This window comes from Kribbella sp. CWNU-51, from assembly GCF_054073265.1.
In genome coordinates this window covers 152,274-174,800 of the sequence record NZ_JBSXMZ010000013.1, presented here as the reverse complement: position 1 = coordinate 174,800, position 22,527 = coordinate 152,274, and the positions used below count along the sequence as shown (strand labels likewise).

Sequence of the window (22,527 nt, the reverse complement as noted above, 5' to 3'; positions counted from 1 at the left end):
ATGACCAGTACGACGCTTGCCGCCGATCGACCTGTGGACACGCCGCTGACGGCCGGCGAGCTCCTGTTCGGAGCCGGCTCGCAGCCGGCCGAGGCGCTGGGACAGGCGATCAGTGAGCGCCACGCCACCCGCACCGCCCTGCGGAGGGTCCGCCGGTTGTCGAGTCCGGCGGCCGGCCTGGTCGACCGCGAGGTCGCCACCGTGACGGACGGTCTGCTGGACATGGATCTCGGCGATGTCCTGATCGCCGCCTGGCAGCGGCACGCGAAGCTGACCGAGGCCGCCCGCCGTACGCTCGCCATCAGCGGCAGCGAGGAGATCGTCAGCCTGGCGTCGCACAGCATCCAGTCGAAGTATGCGCCGCACGTCGACCTGGTGGTGAACGGCGTGCTGATCCACTGCTTCAAGTTCGTGCTCGAGATCGTCGTCGAGGTGGCCGCGCTGGACGCCGTCGTCCGGGCCGGCACGTTGGCGATCCTGCGCAGTGGCGACTGCGTGATGACGGCAAGTCTGACCCTCGACGGCGTACGCCTGGCCGACGCCCGCCGGACCGCCGACCTGGAACTCGTCGTCCGCCTGGACCCACCACGCCCACTGATCACCAGCTCCGTGGCTGCTGCCTAGTGGGTTGTGACGCGGTGGCCGTGGAGGAGGGTGATCGAGCGTGGGCGGACGGTGACGCGCTTGCCTGCGGCAAGGTCCGCGGCGGGGTCGCCGTCGGGGGCGTAGGTGTCGACCTCCAGGTCCCAGGTCTCACCGGGCTCGGTGGACGGGATGACGAAGTCCAGCGGTTCCCACCAGCCGTTGACCAGGAGGAGGAAGTCGTCGTCGAGTAGCGGCGTACCGTCCGCGGCTCGGTCCGGGTCGTCGGCGCCGTCCAGGTAGAGCGCGAGGCTGCGGGCACCGGCGAAGTTCCAGTCCGCCGCGGTCATCTCGGCTCCGCCGGGGGTGAACCAGCGGAGCTCGGCGGCCTCGATACCCGTCAGGTAGCGCCGGCGGCGGAAGACCGGATGCGCACGTCGCAACGCGATCAGCTTCTTCGTGAACGCCGTCAGCTCCGCGTCGGTCGCGGACCAGTCGAACCAGCTGATCTCGTTGTCCTGGCAGTACGCGTTGTTGTTCCCGCGCTGCGTGCGGCCGAGCTCATCGCCGCCGAGGAGCATCGGTACGCCGAAGGACAGCAGCAAAGTGGTGAGCATGGCCCGGCTCTGGCGAGCGCGAAGGGACACGATGTCCGGGTCGGTCGTCGGCCCTTCCACGCCACAGTTCCAGGACCGGTTGTCGTCGCTGCCGTCCCGGTTGTCCTCGCCATTGGCTTCGTTGTGCTTGTCGTCGTACGAGACGAGGTCGGCGAGGGTGAAGCCGTCGTGGACCGTGATCAGGTTGATCGACGCGGTCGGACGCCGCCCGCCCCAGCGGTACAGGTCCGGCGATCCGCACAGCCGGCTCGCGAACTCGCCGATCAGTCCGTCCGTGCCGCGCCAGAAGTCCCGCATCACGTCGCGGTACCGTCCGTTCCACTCGTTCCACAGCGCCGGGAACTGCCCGAGGTCGTAGCTGTCGCCCTGCCCGACGTCCCACGGCTCGGCGATCAGCTTGGCCGTGGAGACGACCGGATCCTGCGCGACGAGGTCGAAGAACGCTGCCATCCGGTCGAAGCCGCCGTCCTCGCGGGCCAGGGTCGGCGCCAGGTCGAAGCGGAACCCGTCGACCCGCATCTCGGTCAGCCAGTACCGCAGCGAGTCCATGATGAGGCGGAGGCTGAACGGGTTGTCGGCGTTCAGCGAGTTGCCGGTGCCGGTCGTGTCCACGTAGTAGCGCTGGTCGCCGGGCTCGAGCCGGTAGTACGCCGGGTTGTGCAGCCCGCGATGACACAGTGTCGGTCCGAGCTGGTTGCCTTCGGCGGTGTGGTTGAACACCACGTCCAGGATGACCTCGAGACCGGCGCGGTGCAGCGTGTCGACCATGGCCTGGAACTCCGCGACCTGCCCACCCGGCCGCCCGGCGCGGACCGCGGCGGAGTAGGCGGCGTGTGGCGCGAAGAATCCGATCGTGTTGTAGCCCCAGTAGTTCGTCAGCCCGCGACCGACCAGGGCCGCCTCGGGCACGGAGTGATGGACCGGGAGTAGTTCGACCGTCGTCACGCCGAGGTCGACGAGATGGCCGACCGCCGCTTCATGGGCCAGACCGGCGTACGTGCCGCGGAGCTCCGGGGGGACGCCGGGGTGCGCCGCGGTAAAGCCCTTCACGTGGACCTCGTACACGATCGTGTCGGCAACGGAGTGGCTCGGCCTGGGCCGATCGGTCCAGCTGAAAGCGGTGTCGGTCACCAGGCTGCGCGGCACCTGTCCGGCCGAGTCGAGCTCACTGGGGACCTCGGGATCGTCGGCGGCGTAGCCGAGCACCTCCGGTCCGGGCCGCACCTCGCCGTGGATGGCCCTGGCATAGGGGTCGAGCAGCAGCTTCGCCGGATTGCAGCGCAGCCCCCGGCGCGGATCGTACGGCCCGGTGGCCCGGTAGCCGTACGCCTGGCCGGGCCCGACGTCGGGAACGAACCCGTGCCACACCTCACCGTCGCGCTCCGGCAGCGGGATCCGGGTCTCGTTGCCTTCGGCATCGAACAGGCACAGCAGCACGCCGTCGGCCGCGGAGGCCACCGCGAAGTTCGTGCCGTCGGGTCCGGGCGTCGCGCCGAGCGGAAAGGGACTGCCGGGCAGCGCCGTACTCATGGCTTCCGCTCGATCACCGATCGGAGCACCTCGCCGAGCGGCGGAACCATGCCGTGCCGGCGCCTGATGATGTCTGCCACGATCCCAGTCCAGCCGGTCTGGTGCGCCGCGCCCAGACCGGCGGCGTTATCGCCGTGGAAATATTCGTTGAACATCAGGTTGCTGTTCCAGTTCGGATCCCGCTGCAGGGTTTCGACTCCGCCGAAACACGGTCGCCGGCCGTCGAGACCGGTGAGGAAGATCGACACCAGCCGCGCCCGCAGGTCGTCGGCGACGGTGTCGAGGGTCTGGTGGACACCGGATCCGGTGGGGTACTCGATCCGCAGGTCGTCACCGAAGAAGCGGTGGTAGCGGTCCAGCGCCTCGGCCGCGAGGTAGTTCAGCGGGAACCAGATCGGGCCACGCCAGTTCGAGTTCCCGCCGAACATGGCCGTGGTCGACTCGGCCGGTTCGTAGTCCACGCCGGCGGTGACTCCCTCGATCTCGATCGTGTACGGATGGTCGCGGTGGAACGCGGACAGCGAACGCAGGCCGTACGGCGACAGGAACTCGCCGGGGTCGAACAGCCGGTCGAACAACCGCAGCAACTGGTCGACACCGACGGCGCCGAGCAGCAGGCGCCGCTGTCCGGGGTCGCCGCGCAGGGCGCCCGTCTTCACCAGGTCCTCGGCGTCGTGCACCCCCTCGCGGTGCAGGAAACGGGCGAATTGTTTGCCCGGGGCAACGGAGCGCTCGAGTTGTTGCTCGTCGATCACCCCGACCGCGAGCAGGGGGATGATGCCGACCATGGAGTGCACCCGAACCGGCACCACACCGCCGCCCGGCACGGAGATCCGGTCGTAGAACAGGCCGTCGGACTCGTCCCACATCCCCTGCGCGATCATGGCGGTGCGGATCTCGGCGAAGTGCTCGAGGAACTTGTGCACCAGATCGCGGGCCGGCCGGTACCCGGTCCGGTCGAGGACCGCCGCGATCGTGGTCATCGCCAGCGCGTACCCTGCCATCCACCCGGTGGCGTCGGACTGCTCCAGCACCCCACCGACGGGCAGATGCGAGCGGTCGAGCGGCCCGATGTTGTCGAGGCCGAGGAAGCCGCCCTCGAACAGGTTCGACCCGTCGGCGTCCTCCCGATTGACCCACCAGGTGAAGTTCACCAGCAGCTTGTCGAACACGCGGCTGAGGAAGTCGAGGTCACGCCCGCCGTCGATCGCGAAGACCTGGAGCGCCGCGAAGGCCTGGACCGGCGGGTTCACATCGCCGAAGTCCCACTCGTACGCCGGGAGCGCGCCGTTCGGGTGCTGGAACCACTCGCGGCAGATCAGCAGCAGCTGGTCCTTCGCAAAGGCCGGGTCCACGTGCGCCAGCGCGATGCAGTGGAAGGCGAGATCCCAGGAGGCGAACCACGGGTACTCCCACTTGTCCGGCATGGACATGATGTCGAAGGAGTTGAACGTCCGCCAGCGGGAGTTGCGGCCGGTCTTCCGTGACGCCGGTGGTGTCGGCTCGCCGGGATCGCCGTCGAGCCAGCGCGCCACGTCGTAGTAGTAGAGCTGCTTGCTCCACAGCATCCCGGCGAAGGCCTGCCGCATCACCATCGCCTCGTCCGGTGAGGCGGCCGGGGGAGTGAGGCCGGCGTAGAACTCGTCGGCTTCGGTCCGGCGCGTGGCGACGACGGCGTCGAAATCCTGACCCAGTGCGGCCGCCGGATCCGGGCCGTTGCCGGCCGGCCGCAGCCGCAATCGCAGCTCGACTGTGGCCTTCGGTGCGACGTCGATTCGGTACCAGGCTGCGGCCTTCGTCCCCTGGCGATCGGGGTTGACGGTCGCGGCGCCGGTCAGGACGTGGTCGTTGATCCCGTCCTTCGGGTACGGCGTCGTCGGGGCGACGTCGTACAGGAGTTGGGTGTTGGTCTCGTTCTCGCAGAACAGGAGACTCGGCGGGTCGCCGGCCGGACCTGAGCCGGCCAGCAGCTCGAGTTCTCCGAGGGACGGATGAGAGACCCGCACCGACGCGTCACCGGTCGCGGCGAGCTCGGGTCGCGGAGTGCCCGGGTCCCAGGACCAGGTGTCGCGGAACCATGCCGTCGGCAGGACGTGGATCGTGGCCGGGTCGGGTCCGGCGTTGGTGACCTGCACGGACATCAGGAGGTCCGTCGGAGTCGCCTTCGCGTAATGGACCTCGACGATCCAGTACCGGTCGTCGTCGAACACGCCGGTGTCCAGGAGTTCGTACTCGGGGTCGTGTTTGCCGCGTCTGCCGTTCTCCGCACGCAGGTCGTCGTACGGGAAGGTGGCCTGTGGATAGTGGTAGCGCCAGCGGTTCCACGCGTGGTTCGGGGTGGCGTCGAGATACCACCAGTAGTCCTTGACGTCCTCTCCGTGATTGGCCTCCGCGCCGGTCAGGCCGAACGGCCGCTCCTTGAGCATGCGGTCGCGCCCGTTCCACAGCGCGAGGCCGAGACACAGGCGCTGCTCGCGGTCGCTGAACCCGGCCAGTCCCTCCTCGCCCCAGCGGTACGCCCGCGAGCGGGCCTGGTCGTGCGGAAGGTAGCTCCAGGCCTCGCCGTCGGCGCTGTAGTCCTCGCGGACGGTGCCCCACTGGCGCTCGCTCAGGTACGGACCCCACAGGTACCACTCGTCAGACAGCTCGGGCATGATTCTTCCCCCTCGACTTCACGCGGTCTGGGACCTTGCGCGCATCGCGCCTACGATCGTTGCACGAGTGGCTGTCCAGAGGGATGGGTCGATGGGCGTCGACGTCGTTTTCTGGAGCGTGGTGACGGCACGCTTCGTGCTGCCTCTGTTCATACCGAAGTATCCGCTGCCCGCGATCATCGGCTGCCTCGTGCTGGACGCGGCCGACCAGACCATCTTTCAAGCGTTCGGGTTCAATCCGCCGTTCTACCAGAGCTACGACAAGGCGATGGACGTGTTCTATCTGTCCGTGGCGTACACGGCGAGCCTGCGGAACTGGACGAGTCACCCCGCGTTCCGGATCAACCGGTTCCTGTTCTTCTACCGCCAGATCGGTGTGGTGGCGTTCGAGCTGACCGGCCTGCGCTGGCTGCTGCTGGTGTTCCCGAACACGTTCGAGTACTTCTTCATCGCCTACGAGACGGTGCGTACCCGGTGGAACCCGTTGCGGTGGGGATTCAAGTTCTGGGTGATCGTCGCCGGCGCGATCTGGATCTTCATCAAGTTGCCGCAGGAGTACTGGATCCATATCGCGCAGCTCGACGTCACCGACACGATCAGAGACGTGCCCTGGTTCGGTCCGGCGCTCCTGGCCGGCATCCTCTTGCTGATCGCGGTCTTGTGGTTCGTCGTACGCCCGCGGCTGCCGCAGACCGACTGGTCCCTGCGGCTCGCGGCCGACCCGTTGCCGGCCGGGATCGACGAGGCGCGCGAGCGGGCTGCGTTCCAGGCCAAACACCGGAAGGTGTTCGACGAGGCGGCACTGGAGAAGATCTTCCTGATCGGACTCATCAGCGTGATCTACGGGCGGGTCCTGCCCGGGGTCGAGGCGTCCAGCCTGCAGATCTTCCTCGCGGTCGCCTTCTACGCGATCGTCAACGCCGGGCTCGGACTGTGGGCGGCGAAGCGCGGCCACTCCTGGGAGTCGGCCGGGGTGTCGTTCGCGGTCGTCTTCGCGACGAACGTCGTCCTGGTCGCGGTCGCCGACCTGCTGCTGACGCGAGGTGACGGCCGCCTGCAGTTGACGGACACGCTGTTCTTCGTCTTCCTGTTCAGCATCCTGACGACCCTCTACGACCGCTACCGCCCGATCCACGACTACCGCGTCGAGATGGCGAAGAGCGAAACCACCACCTGACTTACGCCGTGATGCCTGCACGTAGGGCCTTGAGTGCCTCGAGGTAGATCTCGGAGAAGGTCGGGAACGGCTGGATGGTGTCGAGCAGGACGTCGAGTGGGATGCGCGCCCGGATGGCGAGGGTCGCTTGCTGCAGCCATTCGCCGGCCTCGGGGCCGAGCGCGTAGGCGCCGGTGAGCCGTTCGCCGTCGCTCAGGAGGGTCAGGAATCCGTTGCTCTCGGCGTACTTGTGGGTGTACGTCGCGGTCTTCGCGACATCGCGCAGGGCGACGGTCGCGCTGTGGCGGCTGTCCGTGGTCCCGACGGCGGCGGCCTGTGGGTCGGTGAAGACGACACGCGGTACGGCGTCGTAGTTGGCCGACCTGGGTTCGCCGAGGATGTTGGCCGCCACGACACGGCCCTGGTATTTGCCGACGTGGGTGAACTGCCAGAGTCCTGTCACGTCGCCGACGGCCCAGACGCCTGGGACGACCTGGAGTCGTGCGTCGACCGGTACGCCGTGGGCGCCGGCCTTGACGTCGATCGTCTCCAGCCCGATCCCGTCGACTCGCGGTCGGCGGCCGGTGGCGACCAGCAGCCGGTCGCCCCGGAGTTCGCGTCCGTCGTCCAGGACCAGCACGTAGTCATCGCCATCGCGCCGTGCCGCGCTCGCCTTGACCCCCAGGACGAGCTCGATCCCGTCGCCGCGCAGGACCTCGACGAGCGCCTCACCGAGCGGTGCGGCTTCGCGCGGCAGCAGATGCTCCGCGGCCTCGACGACCACGACCTCACCGCCGAGCCGGCGGACCGCCTGAGCCATCTCCACACCGACCGGACCGCCGCCGAGGACCAGCAGCCGGCGCGGGACCGCCTTCATGCCCGTCACTTCGCGGTTCGTCCAGAGGCCGTCGAGCTCACGCAGGCCCGGGACGGGCGGCACGATGGGTTCGGCGCCGTTCGCGAGGACGATGTGATCCGCGGTGTAGCGGCGGCCGTCGACATCGACGACACCCGTGCCGGCCAGGCGACCGCGGCCGCGGATCAGGTCGATGCCGTTGTCCGCGAGCCACTTCTCCTGGCCGGCATCGGAGTAGTCCGAAACCATGAAGTCGCGGTAGGCGAGCGCCGCCTCGACGTCGACAGTCGCCGGTGCGGCCGCGTCGTTCGCGGCGTGCGCGGCCTCGCCCGGTCGCAGCAGGGTCTTGGACGGGATGCACGCCCAGTACGAGCACTCACCGCCGACGAGTTCACGCTCGACGATTGCCACCCGCAGGCCGCCCCCGGCGAGGGCTCCGGCGGTGTGTTCGCCGGGGGAGCCGCCGCCGATGACGATGACGTCGTAGTCGCTCATTGCGGAAGTTCCTGGCCGGACTGCTCGGCGACCATGTAGGTGGCGTACCACTCGGGCCACTGCTCGTCGAACTGGCCACCGTTGCGCTTCTCGTGCTCGCCGTGGGCTGCCGCCGCCCGCTGCAGGGCCTGCTGCAGGTCGCTGACCGAGGAGTACGACGTCTCACCCGAGTCGATGCGGCCGGGGAGTCGCGTCGTGATTTCCTGCAGGAGCCAGGTGTTGCCGTCCGGGTCGCTGAACGTGGCGAACGAGCTGTAGCTGGCGCGTTCGTCGGCCGGCCCGGCGATCCGGTCGCTGGTGTCGGGCTGGAACTGGGCCCCTGGCGTCTTGGGGTGGAACGCCGCGCTGACCTCGATGCCGTGAGCGGCGAGTTCGTTCCGTGCGGCCTCGATGTCGGAGACGACCAGGTACAGGCCCCGGGCCGAGCCCGGCGCGGCCGAGGTGATGTTCGAGCCGAACTGGACCGACGCCGGCGAGCCCGGCGGCGTGAACTGGACGACCCGGAAGCCGTTGTCGAACGCGAAGTCGGCGTCGAGCCGCCACTCGAGCTGCTCGTAGAACGCCTTCGCCTTGTCGACGTCGGTGACGGGGATGACGACGGCCTCGAGCTTGAGATCGGTGCTCACTATGTCCTCCTGGTGTGTGTGGTCTTTCCCTGGCGACTATGCCGCTGCGCCGGCGGCTTCGCGCCAGTGATCCTCACTGGTCCCGGGCCTGGCCGAAGGTCGTCACGTGCTGGACAGGCTTGGCTGGGGGGTGGACCCGTGGTTTCCACTGGCGTGATGGGGGACCGGTCGCCGCAGAGTGGTCCTAGCGGTACCCCCCTTCGAGAAACGGAAAGACCGATGACCACTATTCACTTCACCGAAACCACCACCGCGACGCCCGAGCAGTTCATCGCCGGGCTCACCGACTTCGGGCCCGGCCGCTCGAAGATCTTCCCCAACAGCCACGACGACTACCTGAAGGTGCACGACCAGGGACCTGGGTACGCCGATGTCACCGAGGGCTCGGGCGGCGTCTGGGAACGCCTGCACTACAACTGGTCCGACCCGAACCACGTCGTCCTGACGACCGTCGACTCCAACCTCTGGGGTGGCGCCTCCGGTCACACCTACACGTTCAAGCAGCGCGCGGACGGCGCGACCGAGATCGATGTCGTGATCGTGCGCGAAGGCAAGAACCTCAAGGGCCACCTGCTCGCGTTCGTGTTCGCCTTCGGCGGCAAGCGCGTGCTGGCCAAGGCCTTCGACGAGACGGTCCGGGCCATCGAGGCCCGCAACGTCCCGGCCGCCCCGGCGAGCCGGGCGCAGGTGTGACGACCACCTGGTCCTCTTTGAAAGCCGGCCGGAGCCTCGTGCTCCGGCCGGCTTTCGTGGTCAGGAGGGCTCGGACACGAAGAGCTCGATGGCGATGTCGTCGGGATCCTTCAGGTTGAGGTGCAGCCCGAACGGACTGACCTCGATGTCCGAGCAGACGACACCCGCCGCCGCGAGGTCGGCCTGCCAGGCTTCCAGGTCGGCGCGGGACGGGACCTGGAACGCGACGTGGTCCAGCCCGATCCGGCTCGGGTCGAAGCGCTGATCCGCCATGCCGGGATGGTCGCGCAGCGCGATCATCATCCCCCGGCGGGCGACGACCACCAGGCTGAAGGCACCGCCGCTGGACGAGAACAAGGTCTCGGTGCCGAGCACCCGGTTGTAGAAGTCGGCACTTCGCCCCGGGTCGGTCACGGTCAGCGAAACGTGGGAAACAGCATCGAGTGCGGGCATCGCCACCTCCTGGCCACAGTAAGAGGCACGAGCCCGCAGAACTCAACTCCCCACCAGCAGCCACCGGTTGCCGTCGGGATCGTCGAACTCCACGTAAGGGACGCCGGTCGGCCACCGGGAGGCGGGCCGCAGAGTCGCGCCACGAGCCTGGAGCTCGGCACAGGCCGCCTCGAGATCGTCCACCCGCAACAGGCCGCAGGACGAACCCGGGCTGGCCGTGCTGATGCCCGTGCCGATGAGAATCGAGCACAATGAGCCCGGCGGAGTCAGTGCGACGACCCGCACAGCCCCGGCTGCATCGTCGCGATCCAGCCGGAACCCCAGGGCACGGTAGAAATGCCGACTCCGGTCCACATCGGATACCGGAACGACGATTGCCTCGAGTTTGCTGTCCACGAGGCCCATGGTCTGCTCCGCCGTACGGCGTCGCGTCCGTGGAAACCACTGGTGTTCGTCAGCCGATCCGGGCCAGCGCACCTTTGAGCTGCCGGCGCGACGTGATCCCCAGCTTGGAGAACGTCTTCCGGAGATGCCACTCCACGGTGCGGGGGCTGATGAACAGCTGGGCCGCGATCTCCGGATTGGTCATGCCGTCGCGGGCGAGCCCGGCGATCTGCGCTTCCTGCGCGGTCAGGTCGTTGAGTGTGTCCGGTCGGCGCTTGCGGACCGTCTCGCCAGTGGCGAGCAGCTCGTGGCGGGCCCGCTCGGCGAAGGCCTCGAGCCCCATCTCGGTCAGTTGTTCGTGGGCCGTGCGCAGCTGTTCGCGGGCGTCCATGCGACGTCCCTCGCGCCGTAGCCATTCGCCGTACAGGAGGTGGGCTCGGGCGATCTCGACGCGGAGTGGTGTTCTGCCGAGGTGCTCGATCGAGTCGCGGTAGGCGGTCTCGTCCGAGGCCAGGAGCGCCCTGGCGCGCGCCTCGATTCCCCGTCCCCAGTCTGTCGGGGTGGCCGTGGTGCGCTCGGTCAGCCAGGCCAGTGCGGTCTCGACGAGTTTGGTGTCGCCCGTCCTGGATGCCGCCTCGGCGAGTTCGCCGACGACCAGTACGCCGTACCCGAGGACGTCCTGCTCGAACACTTGCAGCGCCGCGTCGCGGGCGGCGTCGTACCGGCCGAGGCCGTTGTGCAGAACGGATTTCGCGTACGTCGCGAAGACTGCCATCCGGCCCTGGCTGCGTGCGGTGGCCTCCCGGGCGGTCGCGTCGATCAGCGCGGTCGCTGTCGTCTCGTCGCCTCGGTAGGCCTCGAGCAGAAGCCTGGCGTACCCGACCGGGGGGTTGCCGGTCGCCGAGGCGAGGTCGCGGTCCTCCTCGACCAGGTAACCGACGGCCTGCAGGTCGCCGGTCACACACAACAGGTTGGCACGGAAGTTGAGTGCGAACTGCAGTTGCACGAGCGCACCGGTCTCCCGTGCCATCCGGTCCTGCCGGAGGGCGAGCTCGAGTGCCGTGTCGAAGTCCCACACCTCGATCGCGATGATGCCGCTGGCGCGGTTGCCGGTGAGCCAGAGCCAGTCTGTGATGTCGTCAGGGTCGATCTGGGCCTGGCGTGCCTGGTCGAGAGCCTTGGTGAGGTGCGGTGCGGCCGCCGGGTAGCCGCGGGTGAAGCGGAGCGCGAGTGCCTGGAGCAGAACGTCGGCCGGTGGAGCCGAGGCGATCGGGGGAGGAGCCTCGGCCGCCGCGAAGGCGAGAATGCCCGGCGCTTCGGGACCGCTGGCCCAGATGGCGGCCGACATCGCCTCGAGGTAGGCCACGCGCGCCCGGCCGGGATCGTGCCGATCGAGTTGCTTGGCGGCGTTCAGCAGGGTGCGGGCGGCTTCGCGGGCGCGTCCCTGGTCGAAGGCGATCGATCCGCGCAGCCGTTCGACTTCCGCCGCCCGCAGCGCGTCCGGCGGTCCGGCGGTCACTGCTCCGAGCAGGTTCAGCGCCGCGTCGAGGGCGCCGGCACTGCGTTTCGCCGCCGCGGCCTCAAGTGCTCGCTGAGCCCTGCGGGCGGGATCCGGAGTCAACTCCGCGGAGCGCTCGAGGAAGGTGCCGGCGGCGAAGAAGCCACCGCGGGCCCGCGCTCTGCGCGCCGACTGTTCGAGCTCGGCCGCGACCTGCTCGTCGGGCCGCGCGGAGGCCTGCGCCCAGTGCCACGCACGCCGGTCCGGATCGAGGTCGGGATCGGTCACCTCGGCGAGCGCCTGATGCACCGCCTGCCGGTCCCGGGCGGTGGCCATCCGGTACGCCGCCGAGCGCACCAACGGGTGCCGGAAGGCGATGTGCTGGCCGAAGCTGATCAGTCCCGACTCGATGGCTCCTGCTGCCGGGTCGGCTCCCAGGCCGAGTCGTTCAGCCGCCTGCCAGAGCAGGGGTGCGTCACCGAGTGGTTCGGCCGCGGCGGTCAGGAGCAGGAGCCGGGTGTCCGGCGGGAGGACCTCGAGCCGCCGTACGAAGCTCTCCTCGATCCGGCCGGCCAGCGTGCCCGCACCCAGGCCGTCCGCCAGTTCCGCCGCGGTCCAGGCCTGGGGTAGTTCGAGCAGGGCCAGCGGGTTGCCGCGCGTCTCGGCCACGATCCGGTCGCGGACGCGCGGGTCGACCGGCCCCGGCAGCACCGAATCCAGCAGGGCCCGCGCGTCGGCGTCGTCGAGGCCCCGGATCTCGAGCTCCGCGAGTCCGGACAGCTCGTGGTCCTCGCCGTCGCGGACGGCGAAGACCATGACCACGGACTCCGCCTCCAGCCGCCGGGCCACGAACGCGAGGATCCGCGCCGACATCCGGTCGAGCCACTGTGCGTCATCGACGACGCACAGCACCGGCTGGTGGGCGGCCGCATCGGACAGCAGGTTCAGTACGGCGAGGCCGACCAGGAATCGATCCGGCGCCGTCCCGCTCAGCAGGCCGAACGCCGTCCCGAGGGCCTCGTGCTGCGGCCGGGCCAGCCGCTCCATCCCGTCGAGGAACGGACGGCAGAGCTGGTGGAGTCCGGCGTACGCGAGCTCCATCTCGGACTCGATCCCGACGGTGCGCGCCACCTGGCAGCCGTTGACGCGTGCCACTAGGGCGTCCAGCAGCGCCGACTTCCCGACTCCCGCCTCACCGCGCAGCACCAGGGCCTCGCTCCGACCCTGCCGCGCCGCGTCGATCATCCGGTCCAGTACGGCGCGCTCCCGCAACCGGCCCCGCAGTTCACGATCCGCCATCGCCACGCCTCAGGCTTGCACCCGAGATCCCCCAACGCAACGCCGACGGATCAGCCCGTGGCGTTTCGGGCTTCGATGGCCTTGACCGTGTTCGCGAAGGCTTTGGCCAGGAGGCGCTTGCCGACGATGCCGACGACGACTCCGAGCGCGCGTCCTTTGAAATTCTTGCCCTCGCGAACGACCGTGACGTCGATCGCCGTCGTTCCGTCGGGCTGCGGCGCGAGGTCATAGGTGTGACCGGACCGTCCGCCCCAGATGTTGGAGTCGGTGGTGGTCAGGACGATGTGGTTCGGGTCGGACCAGTCGTAGTGGAGCCGTTCCCAGATTCCGGCGGACCCTTCGGTGACGTCGGCGTCGTGATCGCCGCGGCTGTGGACCACGAGATACTCGTCGGTGCTGTTCCCGAAGAGCTCCGCACGCCCCGGCCCGAAGTCCGTCAGCCCGTTGATGAACTGCTCAGGCGTCGAGGTCGTAGTCGCATGCAGCCGAATCGTGGACATGTGCACTCCTTCTCCGTGGGGTCAGTCCCGCACTGACCCCACAGTCCCGCACCCGACCACGGATCGCACCAGTGACTCACACGGGTCGTAAGGACTGTTGCTCGGTCAGCCGAGAGTGGCGGGGGATTCGGCGTGGGGGATGAGGAGGTATGGGGCGCCTGTGCCGTTGGCTGGGACTGTCCAGATGTCGGCGTCGGCGGGAGCTCGTGGGATGGCGTACGCGATGGTGTCGGGGTCCAGCCAGGCGGGCTGGTCGTCTACGGTGCGGGTCTCGGCCAGGGGGGTGCGCGCGCCTGAGGCCAGGTCGAGGACGCAGAGGCGCCAACCTGCTGCACGTCGACGCCGCCGTCCTTCCCGGCTCGCAAAGTCCTCTGTACGCCGAGCTCGACCGCACACCGGCACGTGCCATCGACCTGCAGTTCGTCCCGTACGGCCTCTGGGCCAACCGCGGACACGGCGAGATGACCGTCTGGTTGCCCCTGATCCGCACCCTCGAGAGGAAAGTCGTATGACGCGCATCGCCTTCCTGCACACCGGGGCCGTCGTCATCCCCGCGTTCGCCAGTCTCGCCGCCGAACTGCTCCCGGACGTCGAGGTGCAGAACCTGCTCGACGACAAGATCGTCGGCGATCTCGGCCACGGCGTGGCGCCCGAGCAGATCGAGCAGCGGCTGGCCGACCTCGGTCACGCCGCGGTCGCCGCCGGTGCCGACGCTGTGCTGTTCCCCTGCTCGTCCATCTCGCAGAACGCCGACTGGCGGCTCACCTCGCGGAGAGCACAGCATGATGCAACCGCTCATCCCGAGAAACGCCTGACCGACGCCGGCGGTTCGACTGGAGCGGTGCTGTGATGGGGTGAAGCCATGAAGATCGAGGAGATCGACCTGGTGATGTTGCCGGCTGCCGATGACTGGCCGGCGCTGGTGGCAGTGGTCAGGACCGACGACGGTTCGACCGGCCTCGGCGAGGTGGGGATGCGTGGTCGCGAACGGGCCGCGGCAGGGCTGGTCGAGGACCTGCGCCCACTGCTCGTCGGGGTCGACGCGACCAGGATCGAACACATCTGGCAGCTGGGCTTCCGGTCGGTCTTCTTTCCCTCCGACCGCCATCACGCCTCGGTGCTGGCCGGGATCGACATCGCGCTGTGGGACATCCGCGGGCAGTCGCTGGGTGTTCCCGTGCACGAGCTGCTCGGCGGCCGGTCGCGTGACTACGTTCCGGCGTACGCACATGTGCGCGGTGGGTCGATGGACGACGTACTCAACCACGCCTCCGACCTGGCCGGTCAGGGATGGCGGCATCTGCGGCTGACGGCTTGGGACCCGCAGGAGCCGGAGTACGACGCGCGTCGTGCGGTCCGCTGGTCGGTCGAACTGATGCAGGAGCTGCGGGCCGGACTCGGCGACGAGATCGAGTTGCTGATCGACGTCCACACCCGGCTCGACCTGGCCGAGGCTGTGCAGCTGTGCCGCGAGCTCGAGCCGTTGCGGCCGTTCTTCGTCGAGGACCCGCTGCGCAGCGAGCACCTCTCGGCGTACAAGTCGCTCCGGGGGCGGGTCGGCGTACCGATCGCGGCGGGGGAGCAGCTCTGCACGAAGTGGGAGTTCCGGCAGCTGGTCGAGGACGAGTTGATCGACCACGCGCGGATCGACCTCGGCCACACCGGGATCACCGAGGGCCGCAAGATCGCGGCGCTGTGCGAGACGCACCACGTGCAGTTGGCGCTGCACAACTCGATCGGTGCGCTCTGTACGGCGGCGTCCACCCAGTTCAACACCGCCCTGCCGAACGTGAGCGTGCAGGAGCAGGCCCACCGGGCCACCGCGCCACTGGGTGCCTTCACCTCGACGATCATCGCCGAGCCGGGCCGCTTGACCGCATCCGATGCGCCAGGCCTCGGCATCACCGCCGATCTGTCCCGGGCGATGCCGCCCGCAACGACCACCATTCCCCGCCTGCACCGCCCAGACGGATCCGTCACGAACTGGTGAGACGGGGCAGGGGTAGGAGGGCGCCGATGAAGAAGCAGAGGGCGCCGAGCGCGGTGCACCAGTTCGCGGCGGCCAGGTCGAGGATCGAGCCGGTGGACGGCACGATGAACGAGGCGATGGCCGAGATCCCGAACAGGATGCATCCGAGCAGGTTCACTGCGACCGTCGTCCACGTCCGGTCCATGCGCCGCGGACGGAGCCTCGGTCCGGCCGTCATGCGGTAGGCCAGCGCGCCGGACACGAGGAAGCACACCGAGCCGAACACATCGGGCGCCCAGATCAGCCGGTTCTCCTGCTGGGTCGACAGGCTGTCCTGCATCGCGGAGAACGTGCTGACGTTGAACAGAAGTGTGCCGACGAACTGAACCGCGGCACCCCACCAGGACGGATCACGGCCCCACCGGTGCCCGCGGCGTACGGTCCCCTCCCGCAGTTCCATCGCGGCGGCGAGGGTGAAGAAGACGGAGCCGACGAAGAAGACCACGCCGTCCGTCGCGGAACCCACGAACTGGACGAACCCGGGGAACGGCCCGATGAAGAAACACGCCGACCCGATCGCGAACCCCACGGCGATCGCGACGTCCCAGCCCCGCCGGGTGGCCGGCCTCGGAACAGAAACCAGCGCATGACCGATCACGTGCGCACCCCCCAACCCGCAGACCGTAAGGCAGTCCCGTTGCCAGGCGCTTCCCCCGGCGCGGATGAGAGCCAGGTGGTCAGGACGGCGCCGCCGGCGGTTGCTTGTCACCGCGCGTCGGTGTGACGACTTCGGTGGTGAAGGTGCGGCGATAGTTGTCGGGGGTGGTGTCGAGGATCCGGCGAAACTGCCGTCGGAAAGCAGTTGCGGTTCCGAATCCACAGTGCGAAGCGATGTGTTCGATGGGCAGGCCAGTGGTCTCGAGGAGTTGCTGAGCCCGGCGTACACGTTGGCTGTTGAGCCAGTCGAGGGGGTTGGTGCCCGCGTGAGAGTTGAAGTGCCGGTGGAGGGTGCGGACGCTCACGCGGCCATGCTTGGCGAGCTGTTCGACCGTGATCGGTTCGCCTAGGTGCCGGATCGCCCAGTCCATGACGTTTCCGAGTGTGTCGTGGGTGGCCCGCGGTTGGGTCGGGTCGATGTATTGGCTCTGGTCACCTTCGCGATGAGGAGGTGTCACCAGTCGACGGGCGATCTGATTGGCCACGTCAGCTCCGTAGTCGCATCTGACGATGTGCAGGCACAGGTCCGTGCCTGCGGACTTGCCGGCGGAGGTGAGCACGCGTCCCTCGTCGACGTAGAGTGCGGCGGGGTCGACCTCGATGTGAGGATAGCGATCGGCCAGGGTTGCTGCGTGCAACCAGTGTGTGGTGGCGCGACGCCCGTCCAGAAGCCCGGCGGCGGCAAGGACGAACGCACCCGTGCAAATGGAGACGATGCGTGCTCCGCGTTCGGCGGCACTCCGCACCGCGTCGACGAGGTCCAAGGGCGGGTCGAGTGCCTCGTCGTGGCACGCCGGCACGATCACGGTGTCGGCCGCGATGAGGTCGTCGTACCTGTAGGGCGTTGTCGTGGTGAACCACGCGTCGACGCGGGCGTTCGCGGGGCTGCAGACCCGCAGGTCGTACCAGTCCGTGGTGGTCAGCTCTGACCGGTTCGTGCCGAAGATGGCGGCGGGCGCAGCCAGTTCGAAGATGGGAACGCCGTCGCTGAGCGCGAGGGCGACGACGTGAGCCATGTCCGAAATCGTACCTCAGACGTCTGATCGGACACTGTTTGCGGCGTACGGCGACCGTAATGCTGGTATCCATGACCGGCAGAGATCCCGCATTCGTCGCTGACCGCTCGACAACTGCTGCCCGCGACTGGGTGCGGCCAGGAATGGCGATCGCGGCGATCGGGTGGGGTGCGAACCAGTTCTCCCCAATGATCGTGCTGTATCAGCAGCACGGGGTCTCGCCCTCGGCAACGGGTCTGCTCTTCGCGCTGTACGCCGTCAGTCTCGTCCCGGCACTCGTGACCGGCGGACGGTGGTCTGACCGCATCGGGCGACGCAAGGTCGTGCAAGCAGCCCTGCTGCTCTCGCTGGCAGGGAGCCTGACCCTCATTCTGGGTGCGGCTCAGCTGTGGTGCCTGTACCCAGGTCGGCTGCTGGCCGGTGCCAGCAGCGGCTTGGCCTTCGGCGCGGGCGCAGCCTGGATCCGTGAGTTGTCCGTGACCGATGGAGCCGCGAGCGCGGGGCCGAGGAGGACAACTGTCGCGATGTCCGCTGGATTCGGGATCGGGCCGCTGGTTGCTGGAGTCGTCGCGCAATGGGCTCCGATGCCCGAAGTCAGTGCTTATCTACCTCATGTGGTACTCGCGGCTTCGGCGCTGCTCCTCCTGCGTCGAGCACGCGCTGTCGTTTCGGACAGCCAGCCGGCTGATTCGCCCCCTGCGCCGCGCCGAACCTTGCCTGCCCGGTACCTGTTGTTCGTGCTGCTGCCATTCGCACCATGGGTGTTCGGCACCGCGGCTATCGCTCTGGCCTTCCTCCCGGGTCTGGTGACGCGCGGCGCCGGGGCCTCGCCGGTGGCGTTCGCTGCAGTTGCGACTGCGGTGCCGGCATTTGCCGCCGTTGTCGTACAGCCCGCCGCCGCTCGCGTGGCGGGACGACGCCTGCTCCTCGTCGCAATGGCAAGTGTTGTGGTCGCGCTCTCGGTGACAGTGTGGGCCGCCGCGACCGCAACCGTGCTGCCAGTGCTGATCGCGTGCATCGCACTCGGTGCGGCATACGGCATCACCCAGTTCGCCGGTCTCTCTGACGTTCAGCGCGTGGCTCACCCGGCACGACTCGGATCAGCGACCGCTGCGTACCAGGCGCTGTGCTATCTCGGATTCGCAGTGCCGTACCTGCTGACGATCTCCCACACACGCTTCGACTGGACGGCGCTCCACGCTCTCACCATCACCCTCGTCGTCGCGACAGTGGCGGCCTTGTGGCTGGCCGGATCCGTGGCAGGGTGGAGGGATGGAGTCGACTGACGCGGCGTCGACGTTCGACCCGAGGCCGTTCACGATCTCGGTGAGCGAAGAGGTCCTGGGCGACCTGGCGGCCCGGATCCGAAGCACACGATGGCCGCCTGACTCGCCGGATGCACCGTGGCGGCAGGGCACGGATCTGGCCTACTTGCGAGGGTTGCTGACGTACTGGGCGGACGGCTTCGATTGGCATGCTCAGGAACGCTGGCTGAACAGCTTCGCTCACTTCGTGGCTGATGTGGACGGTGTCCGGATTCATTTCGTGCACGAGAGGGCCCGGACCGGTCGCGGCATCCCGCTGGTCTTGACGAACGGCTGGCCAAGCTGCTTCGTCGAGTTCCTGCCCCTTGTGCCTTGGCTGACAGACCCAGCCGCTCACGGCCTCGACGGGCCTGGCTTTGATGTCGTGATCCCATCACTTCCCGGATACGGCTTCTCCGAGCGACCCGCCCGCACCGGTGTGACCAGCCGATACGTAGCGGCGCAGTGGCATCGGCTGATGCGCGGGCTCGGCTACTCGCAGTACGGCGCGCACGGCACCGACTGGGGTTCGGCGGTCACAACGTTCATGGCGCTGGACGAACCCGCGCCCATGCTCGGCATCCATCTCGGCAATCTCGACCTGCATCCGTACACCGGCCCGGGATCGCAGCCGTTGTCCGAGGCCGAACGCAACTACCTGGCTCGGTACCGGCGATGGCGAGACGACGACCGTGGCTACGGTGCCATTCAGTCGACCCGACCGCAGACCGTCGGCTACGGGCTCAACGATTCACCGGCCGGTTTGGCGGCGTGGATCCTCGAGAAGTGGCGAGGTTGGGCCGACTCCGCGGGCGACCTGGACGCCACGTTCTCCCGCGACCTGCTGCTGTCGATCGTCACCATCTACTGGGCGACGCAGACCATCACCACGTCGATGCGAGATTACGTCGACAACCGCGACCTGGCTGCCCAGCTCCGGTCGATCGATGTCGTCACCGTCCCCACTGCGGTCGCCGTGTTCGCCAACCAGTTCATCGATGACGGCAGCCCGCCGCGCGAGTGGGCCGAGCGCCTGTACAACATCCGCCGATGGACACCAATGCCCCGAGGCGGGCACTTCCCGGCTGCCGAACAGCCCGAGTTGCTCAGCCGCGACATCGCAGCATTCTTCGGTGCGATCGGCGCTCGCTAGTGCATCAGGTTCACCGTCCGTCCGGTGGTGATCGAGTCCTCGATCGCGCAGATGATCTGCGTGACCAGTACGCCGTGGTCGATGCCCGGCCCGAGTTCGCCGCCGTCGACGAGTCCCGCCGCGAAGTCCTGGACCATCCACACGGCAGGACCGACCTGTGATCGCCCGATCCGGCCGGAGACCGGCCACGCCGACCGGTACTTGTCGCTCACCACGGTGAGGCCCTGATGGGACAGATCCGCCGTCACCGACCCCTCGGTGCCGATCACCTGGAACCGGAAGTCGACGATGCCGTCACCGGCATCCGGGAGCGTCCACGCCGATGAGAGTGTCGCCGTCGATCCGTCGTCGAAGGTGGCCAGGGCATGCACCACGTCCCAGGTGTCTATTCCGCGCTTGGCGAGGACACCACGAGATCCCACTGCGCTGACCGACACGGGCAACCTGGCGGTGAGCCACAGGACAAGGTCGACGGTGTGCGGCATCAGAAACCAGGCCGGCGACGACTGGGCCGCCCACGACAGCATGGTGGTCGGCACGAAGAAGGAGTTGCTCAGGGTGGCTGATGCCGTGATCGGCTCGCCGAGACTCCCCGACCTCATCGCCGCTTTGGCTTGCACCACGTGCGGGTTCCAACGGTTCTCGAAGCCGACGAGACATCGAACGCCCGAGCGGTGAACCGCCGCAGCAATGGCCTGGGCGTCGTCCAGGTTGGTGGCGACCGGCTTCTCGATCAGCAGATGCTTACCGGCCTCGGCCACGTCGACGGCAATCTGGCGGTGGGCGAAATCAGGGGTCGCCACGATCACGGCGTCCGGATCGAATGCCTCGAGCAACTCGGTGTGCGACCCGGTGACGGGCAGGCCCGTGGCGTCCCTCGCCTCCTCGGCCACCTTGGCCGAGGGCTCCGCGAGACCGACGACCGTGACGTCCGGCTGTCCCTGGAGAGCCTCGGCGAACAGCCTCCCGCGCAGTCCGGCGCCGACGATGCCAATGGTGACCATGAAAGACCTTTCAGGAGATGGAAAGCCGGCCTCAGAACAGGGTGAAGCCGCCGTCGACCTTGACGATCGAGCCGGTCATGAAGCTGGACGCCTCGCTGGCCAGGAAGATCGCCACGGGCCCCAGCTCTGGCGGCAACCCATAGCGCTTCATGGCAGCGGGATCGACGCACCACTGTTTGAACTCCGGCTGGTCGACGGGCGACATCTCGGTGAGGAAGTATCCCGGCGCCATCGCGTTCACGCGGATCCCGTGCGGCGCCCACTCAGCCGCCAGCGCCTTGGTCAATTGATGGACCGCGGCCTTGGACGAGAGGTACGACGCCTGCCACCGGGGCTGGTTGACGATCTCGGCCGACATCGAACCGACGTTGACGATCGTGCCGCCACCCCGCTCCGCCATCCGGCGCCCGACCGCACGACTGCAGTACCAGACGCCGTCGACGTTGACGGAGAACACCTCATGCCAGGCTTCGTCGGGCGTCTCGAAGGCCCGGCCGGCGACGCCGATGCCGGCGTTGTTGAGTAGCACATCGATCTCACCGAACTCGGTGCTCACCTGCTCGACCGCGCGTTCGACGTCCTCGACATCGGACACCTCGAGCTGTACGCCGTACGCGCGAATGCCGAGCGCACTCAGCTCCTCGGCGGCGGCTTGGGCCGAAGCCAGCGTTCGCGCGGTGACCGCTACCGCCGCACCCGCATCGCCGAGCGCTTCGGCCATCGCACGTCCAAGACCCCGGCTCCCACCAGTCACGAGAGCAACCTTGCCCTCGAGCGAGAACTTCTGCAGAGCGTTCATAGCGTCCTTTCGGGGTGACGTCAGCCCGCTGGATCCACCAGCGCATGGTCAGATCATGCACGAGCGGCGATCCCGATTCGATGGAGTATGTATCTGGCGGGTCGTCGGCCGTGTCATTGCAGCGGGAAGGGGGGCTGCCACCACCACGGCTGGTTGTCGACGACCACGCGGTCCAGCCATTTGACCCACCAGAAGCCCCGGCGACCTTGCGCGACGAGGCGTGCGGGCGCACCGTGCCCGATCGACAGCGGCCGGTCGGCGACATGTGTCGCGATGAGCAGGTGTGGTAGGTCCCGCAATGGCAGGCGTCGCGCGTACCCGGTGACGGAGATCGCGACGACGCTCCGTGCGTCCGGCGGGAGCGATGCCGGCAGGAGCCGGTCGAGCCGCACCCCGCGCCAGTGCTGGTCGGCGTACCAACCGCCCGTGCAATCGAGCACTACCTCCATCTCGTCGGTGGCCATCGCCAGCAGCGCGTCAGGATCGAGCTCGGCCACCTGCCGACCCGCCACCTCGACACGCAGCCGCCAGGTGGCCAGGTCGATCTGAGGCACAGTGTCCAGGGCCCACTGGGTGACCGGCATCGCCTGCGGGCGATTCGAGCCGACCTCGTGTGAGCCGGTCGCCCTGCGGTCTTGTCCCGGTAAGGAGAGCCCGCGGGCGACACCTTCCACGGCGAGGTACGCCGCACCCGCACCAGCGCCGAGACCGAGCGTGCGGAGCAGGGTGCGCCTGGACAGGTCCGTACGCCGCGGCCGGTGTGGGTGCCGGAACACATGCACGACGGCAAACGGCACCGCGAGCACCGCGGCGCCGACGTGCACCTGGATCGGGGTGAGACCTGCGTAGGTCCGGAAGCCGCCGAGGACGTGGACGACGCCCGCGAGGAGCGATACGGCGATGAGAACCCCGAGGGCGACGCCGTCAGCCGCACGCCAGGAAGCCGACCGGAACGCCCTGCTCCGCCGCACGATCAGCGACTTCCACGGGACAAGCAACACCAGCGCGAGGCCCGCTGCGCCGTGCAGCACGGTGACGATCCGCTCAGGCGTCGTGGTGCCTGTGCCGAATGCGATCCAGCCGGTCGCGAACGCGAGTACGAGCAGCATCAGCAGAGCGACGTTGGTACGGCGCCCGGCACGTCGGCGAACCCCACCCTCCCGGCCCATACCCCAAGTGTGCAGCGTCAACTCCGGAGGTTCTCGCCCGCGAGGGATGAACC

The 22,527-nt window shown here is 68.6% G+C and carries 21 protein-coding genes; 8 read left to right on the top strand and 13 right to left on the bottom strand.

Annotated elements, in window-relative coordinates:
- Positions 1 to 624: a hypothetical protein gene (locus ACXC9Q_RS17905; RefSeq protein ID WP_457057696.1), complete on the top strand. Its 624-nt coding sequence runs from the start codon at positions 1 to 3 to the stop codon at positions 622 to 624.
- Here the strand turns inward: ACXC9Q_RS17905 and glgX are convergent.
- Together glgX and ACXC9Q_RS17895 are read right to left on the bottom strand one after the other, a co-directional pair.
- Positions 621 to 2,729, bottom strand: coding sequence for a glycogen debranching protein GlgX (glgX, locus tag ACXC9Q_RS17900; RefSeq protein ID WP_457057695.1), 2,109 nt, complete (start codon positions 2,727 to 2,729; stop codon positions 621 to 623). The two genes, ACXC9Q_RS17905 and glgX, sit on opposite strands and share 4 nt — an antisense overlap.
- Positions 2,726 to 5,383, bottom strand: a complete 2,658-nt coding sequence (locus ACXC9Q_RS17895) for an MGH1-like glycoside hydrolase domain-containing protein (protein ID WP_457057694.1) — start codon at positions 5,381 to 5,383, stop codon at positions 2,726 to 2,728. Before ACXC9Q_RS17895 ends, glgX begins: the two co-directional genes overlap by 4 nt.
- 91 nt (positions 5,384 to 5,474) lie before the next feature.
- Between ACXC9Q_RS17895 and ACXC9Q_RS17890 the strand changes: the two genes are divergently transcribed.
- Positions 5,475 to 6,560: a hypothetical protein gene (locus ACXC9Q_RS17890; protein WP_457057693.1), complete on the top strand. Its 1,086-nt coding sequence runs from the start codon at positions 5,475 to 5,477 to the stop codon at positions 6,558 to 6,560.
- 1 nt (position 6,561) lies between these two features.
- Here ACXC9Q_RS17890 and ACXC9Q_RS17885 read toward each other — a convergent pair whose 3' ends face one another.
- Positions 6,562 to 7,890: a dihydrolipoyl dehydrogenase family protein gene (locus ACXC9Q_RS17885; RefSeq protein ID WP_457057692.1), complete on the bottom strand. Its 1,329-nt coding sequence runs from the start codon at positions 7,888 to 7,890 to the stop codon at positions 6,562 to 6,564.
- Positions 7,887 to 8,516: a VOC family protein gene (locus ACXC9Q_RS17880; protein WP_457057691.1), complete on the bottom strand. Its 630-nt coding sequence runs from the start codon at positions 8,514 to 8,516 to the stop codon at positions 7,887 to 7,889. Before ACXC9Q_RS17880 ends, ACXC9Q_RS17885 begins: the two co-directional genes overlap by 4 nt.
- Before the next feature lie 219 nt (positions 8,517 to 8,735).
- Here ACXC9Q_RS17880 and ACXC9Q_RS17875 point away from each other — a divergent pair, with 219 nt between their 5' ends.
- On the top strand, positions 8,736 to 9,209 hold the full coding sequence (locus ACXC9Q_RS17875) for a hypothetical protein (protein WP_457057690.1): 474 nt from the start codon (positions 8,736 to 8,738) through the stop codon (positions 9,207 to 9,209).
- A gap of 60 nt (positions 9,210 to 9,269) precedes the next feature.
- On the opposite strand, the gene ACXC9Q_RS17870 is transcribed toward ACXC9Q_RS17875, so the two are convergent.
- From ACXC9Q_RS17870 to ACXC9Q_RS17855, 4 genes are read right to left on the bottom strand one after another with little or no spacing between them, the layout of a single operon-like run.
- Positions 9,270 to 9,662, bottom strand: coding sequence for a VOC family protein (locus tag ACXC9Q_RS17870; RefSeq protein WP_457057689.1), 393 nt, complete (start codon positions 9,660 to 9,662; stop codon positions 9,270 to 9,272).
- Between the two features lie 42 nt (positions 9,663 to 9,704).
- Positions 9,705 to 10,067, bottom strand: coding sequence for a VOC family protein (locus ACXC9Q_RS17865; protein WP_457057687.1), 363 nt, complete (start codon positions 10,065 to 10,067; stop codon positions 9,705 to 9,707).
- Between the two features lie 49 nt (positions 10,068 to 10,116).
- Positions 10,117 to 12,843, bottom strand: coding sequence for a helix-turn-helix transcriptional regulator (locus tag ACXC9Q_RS17860; RefSeq protein WP_457057685.1), 2,727 nt, complete (start codon positions 12,841 to 12,843; stop codon positions 10,117 to 10,119).
- A gap of 50 nt (positions 12,844 to 12,893) precedes the next feature.
- Positions 12,894 to 13,343, bottom strand: coding sequence for a hypothetical protein (locus ACXC9Q_RS17855; protein WP_457057683.1), 450 nt, complete (start codon positions 13,341 to 13,343; stop codon positions 12,894 to 12,896).
- A gap of 149 nt (positions 13,344 to 13,492) precedes the next feature.
- Here ACXC9Q_RS17855 and ACXC9Q_RS17850 point away from each other — a divergent pair, with 149 nt between their 5' ends.
- The 3 genes from ACXC9Q_RS17850 to ACXC9Q_RS17840 are packed head-to-tail and all read left to right on the top strand — an operon-like array spanning position 13,493 to position 15,333.
- Positions 13,493 to 13,855 (top strand): hypothetical protein, encoded by a 363-nt coding sequence (locus ACXC9Q_RS17850; RefSeq protein WP_457057681.1) that lies wholly within the window; start codon positions 13,493 to 13,495, stop codon positions 13,853 to 13,855.
- Positions 13,852 to 14,193, top strand: a complete 342-nt coding sequence (locus ACXC9Q_RS17845; RefSeq protein ID WP_457057679.1) for a hypothetical protein — start codon at positions 13,852 to 13,854, stop codon at positions 14,191 to 14,193. Before ACXC9Q_RS17850 ends, ACXC9Q_RS17845 begins: the two co-directional genes overlap by 4 nt.
- Positions 14,194 to 14,205: 12 nt before the next feature.
- Complete coding sequence (locus ACXC9Q_RS17840) at positions 14,206 to 15,333, top strand: mandelate racemase/muconate lactonizing enzyme family protein (RefSeq protein WP_457057677.1); 1,128 nt, start codon at positions 14,206 to 14,208, stop codon at positions 15,331 to 15,333.
- Here ACXC9Q_RS17840 and ACXC9Q_RS17835 read toward each other — a convergent pair.
- Positions 15,320 to 15,970 carry a hypothetical protein gene (locus ACXC9Q_RS17835; RefSeq protein WP_457057675.1) on the bottom strand — a complete coding sequence of 217 codons (651 nt, stop codon included), beginning with the start codon at positions 15,968 to 15,970 and terminating at the stop codon, positions 15,320 to 15,322. The genes ACXC9Q_RS17840 and ACXC9Q_RS17835 overlap by 14 nt on opposite strands.
- Before the next feature lie 79 nt (positions 15,971 to 16,049).
- Complete coding sequence (locus ACXC9Q_RS17830; protein ID WP_457057673.1) at positions 16,050 to 17,045, bottom strand: GlxA family transcriptional regulator; 996 nt, start codon at positions 17,043 to 17,045, stop codon at positions 16,050 to 16,052.
- Positions 17,046 to 17,116: 71 nt separating this feature from the next.
- Between ACXC9Q_RS17830 and ACXC9Q_RS17825 the strand changes: the two genes are divergently transcribed.
- Together ACXC9Q_RS17825 and ACXC9Q_RS17820 are read left to right on the top strand one after the other, a co-directional pair.
- Complete coding sequence (locus tag ACXC9Q_RS17825) at positions 17,117 to 18,331, top strand: MFS transporter (protein ID WP_457057671.1); 1,215 nt, start codon at positions 17,117 to 17,119, stop codon at positions 18,329 to 18,331.
- Positions 18,318 to 19,502 (top strand): epoxide hydrolase family protein, encoded by a 1,185-nt coding sequence (locus tag ACXC9Q_RS17820; RefSeq protein WP_457057669.1) that lies wholly within the window; start codon positions 18,318 to 18,320, stop codon positions 19,500 to 19,502. The genes ACXC9Q_RS17825 and ACXC9Q_RS17820 overlap by 14 nt, the downstream gene beginning before the upstream one ends.
- Here ACXC9Q_RS17820 and ACXC9Q_RS17815 read toward each other — a convergent pair.
- From ACXC9Q_RS17815 to ACXC9Q_RS17805, 3 genes are all read right to left on the bottom strand, one after another.
- The gene (locus tag ACXC9Q_RS17815) at positions 19,499 to 20,506 is read right to left on the bottom strand and encodes a Gfo/Idh/MocA family protein (RefSeq protein WP_457057667.1); all 1,008 of its coding nucleotides are present in this window, start codon (positions 20,504 to 20,506) and stop codon (positions 19,499 to 19,501) included. The two genes, ACXC9Q_RS17820 and ACXC9Q_RS17815, sit on opposite strands and share 4 nt — an antisense overlap.
- A 31-nt stretch (positions 20,507 to 20,537) precedes the next feature.
- The gene (locus tag ACXC9Q_RS17810) at positions 20,538 to 21,305 is read right to left on the bottom strand and encodes an SDR family NAD(P)-dependent oxidoreductase (RefSeq protein ID WP_457057665.1); all 768 of its coding nucleotides are present in this window, start codon (positions 21,303 to 21,305) and stop codon (positions 20,538 to 20,540) included.
- Between the two features lie 113 nt (positions 21,306 to 21,418).
- Positions 21,419 to 22,474 carry a molybdopterin-dependent oxidoreductase gene (locus ACXC9Q_RS17805; RefSeq protein WP_457057663.1) on the bottom strand — a complete coding sequence of 352 codons (1,056 nt, stop codon included), beginning with the start codon at positions 22,472 to 22,474 and terminating at the stop codon, positions 21,419 to 21,421.
- Between the last annotated feature and the right edge of the window lie 53 nt (positions 22,475 to 22,527).

What these genes read in the sequence shown, in the direction of transcription:
- ACXC9Q_RS17905 (WP_457057696.1), top strand. Translation starts at nt 1, where the DNA reads ATGACCAGTACGACGCTTGCCGCCGATCGACCTGTGGACACGCCGCTG.
- glgX (WP_457057695.1), bottom strand. Translation starts at nt 2,729, where the DNA reads ATGAGTACGGCGCTGCCCGGCAGTCCCTTTCCGCTCGGCGCGACGCCC.
- ACXC9Q_RS17895 (WP_457057694.1), bottom strand. Translation starts at nt 5,383, where the DNA reads ATGCCCGAGCTGTCTGACGAGTGGTACCTGTGGGGTCCGTACCTGAGC.
- ACXC9Q_RS17890 (WP_457057693.1), top strand. Translation starts at nt 5,475, where the DNA reads ATGGGCGTCGACGTCGTTTTCTGGAGCGTGGTGACGGCACGCTTCGTG.
- ACXC9Q_RS17885 (WP_457057692.1), bottom strand. Translation starts at nt 7,890, where the DNA reads ATGAGCGACTACGACGTCATCGTCATCGGCGGCGGCTCCCCCGGCGAA.
- ACXC9Q_RS17875 (WP_457057690.1), top strand. Translation starts at nt 8,736, where the DNA reads ATGACCACTATTCACTTCACCGAAACCACCACCGCGACGCCCGAGCAG.
- ACXC9Q_RS17870 (WP_457057689.1), bottom strand. Translation starts at nt 9,662, where the DNA reads ATGCCCGCACTCGATGCTGTTTCCCACGTTTCGCTGACCGTGACCGAC.
- ACXC9Q_RS17865 (WP_457057687.1), bottom strand. Translation starts at nt 10,067, where the DNA reads ATGGGCCTCGTGGACAGCAAACTCGAGGCAATCGTCGTTCCGGTATCC.
- ACXC9Q_RS17860 (WP_457057685.1), bottom strand. Translation starts at nt 12,843, where the DNA reads ATGGCGGATCGTGAACTGCGGGGCCGGTTGCGGGAGCGCGCCGTACTG.
- ACXC9Q_RS17855 (WP_457057683.1), bottom strand. Translation starts at nt 13,343, where the DNA reads ATGTCCACGATTCGGCTGCATGCGACTACGACCTCGACGCCTGAGCAG.
- ACXC9Q_RS17850 (WP_457057681.1), top strand. Translation starts at nt 13,493, where the DNA reads ATGGGGCGCCTGTGCCGTTGGCTGGGACTGTCCAGATGTCGGCGTCGG.
- ACXC9Q_RS17845 (WP_457057679.1), top strand. Translation starts at nt 13,852, where the DNA reads ATGACGCGCATCGCCTTCCTGCACACCGGGGCCGTCGTCATCCCCGCG.
- ACXC9Q_RS17840 (WP_457057677.1), top strand. Translation starts at nt 14,206, where the DNA reads ATGAAGATCGAGGAGATCGACCTGGTGATGTTGCCGGCTGCCGATGAC.
- ACXC9Q_RS17830 (WP_457057673.1), bottom strand. Translation starts at nt 17,045, where the DNA reads ATGGCTCACGTCGTCGCCCTCGCGCTCAGCGACGGCGTTCCCATCTTC.
- ACXC9Q_RS17825 (WP_457057671.1), top strand. Translation starts at nt 17,117, where the DNA reads ATGACCGGCAGAGATCCCGCATTCGTCGCTGACCGCTCGACAACTGCT.
- ACXC9Q_RS17820 (WP_457057669.1), top strand. Translation starts at nt 18,318, where the DNA reads ATGGAGTCGACTGACGCGGCGTCGACGTTCGACCCGAGGCCGTTCACG.
- ACXC9Q_RS17815 (WP_457057667.1), bottom strand. Translation starts at nt 20,506, where the DNA reads ATGGTCACCATTGGCATCGTCGGCGCCGGACTGCGCGGGAGGCTGTTC.
- ACXC9Q_RS17810 (WP_457057665.1), bottom strand. Translation starts at nt 21,305, where the DNA reads ATGAACGCTCTGCAGAAGTTCTCGCTCGAGGGCAAGGTTGCTCTCGTG.
- ACXC9Q_RS17805 (WP_457057663.1), bottom strand. Translation starts at nt 22,474, where the DNA reads ATGGGCCGGGAGGGTGGGGTTCGCCGACGTGCCGGGCGCCGTACCAAC.